The following is a 968-nucleotide window of genomic DNA, read 5'->3' as shown; positions in this document are numbered from 1 at the left end:
TAGAGATCATGCAGGAGTTGGTACATTTTATGATCCATTTGCAGCACAAAAAATCTTTGATGACTATCCGGAATTAGAAATAATCCCTGTGTTCTTTCCTGCATTTTTCTATTGCAGAAAATGTCTTACATACACAAATCCAAAGGCATGTCCACATGGAGATGATGCAAAAGAGCAAATCAGTGGAACAAAACTACGACAAATGATTGATGAAGGTAAATCTCCATCTGAATTTATCTTGCGACCAGAAGTCTCAAAGGTAATACTAGAATATCCTCATCCGTTTGTTGATTAGGTATTTATTCACTAAAACAAGATTTAGCTTGTGAAATATATTTTTGTATTAATTTTGATTTTTGGATTTGTCATTTCACCTGTTTTTGCACAAGAATCAAAAAATCCTTCATTGATTATTGATACAATAGAAATTCCGTCATACGAATTTAATAAAATTCTTCGAGATGCAACCATTATTCAAATGGAAAGACCACATGGAATAAGCTGGCAAGTTACTATTGACAATAATCTTGTATATGCAAATCCGAATGGAAATGCAGTATTGAGACTATACGACAGAGATAATCCAGAAAAATTTATTGAAGTAGGAATGGGTTCACAACCGAACGAAAAGTTCTGGGTTGCAGTACAGACTCCAAAGGAGGATACGTTGTTGTACATAATGATTTGGAGCGTGGATGGTCTCCAACATCTAAGACAATTGTATCTTACACTGAAAGAGCAGGACTGACAGTAAATAATGGAGCAAGAATTGTAGTCTCTAATCTTGATATTGGTGCATTTGTAATTAATGGTTATTCCGTTTATGGTATGGAAAGCTCCGCTGATCCACCAGCAGTAAACTCTGGTAGTTTGATTGCAGAATTCATTTCAGGTGATCCTGCAAAGAATCCTTTTGCATTGTTTCCATTTTACATTGCTGCAGCAATTGGAATTCTTGTAGGAGTGTT

General features: G+C 35.1%; 1 protein-coding gene and 2 pseudogenes. All 3 read left to right on the top strand.

Annotation, left to right across the window (positions count from 1 at the left end; translation table 11 throughout):
- Positions 1-295, top strand: a pseudogene (locus BG20_RS03265) (sulfate adenylyltransferase); the annotation flags it as partial.
- Positions 296-325: 30 nt separating this feature from the next.
- Positions 326-748: a hypothetical protein gene (locus BG20_RS03260; protein ID WP_238527469.1), complete on the top strand. Its 423-nt coding sequence runs from the start codon at positions 326-328 to the stop codon at positions 746-748.
- A pseudogene (locus BG20_RS13075) lies at positions 685-968 on the top strand (hypothetical protein); the annotation flags it as partial. The gene BG20_RS03260 and the pseudogene BG20_RS13075, both read left to right, overlap by 64 nt.

This window comes from Candidatus Nitrosarchaeum limnium BG20 (genome assembly GCF_000241145.1).
Lineage (GTDB): Archaea > Thermoproteota > Nitrososphaeria > Nitrososphaerales > Nitrosopumilaceae > Nitrosarchaeum > Nitrosarchaeum limnae.
Note: the sequence above shows the minus strand (reverse complement) of the source record. Positions and strands in the feature narration are given on the sequence as shown.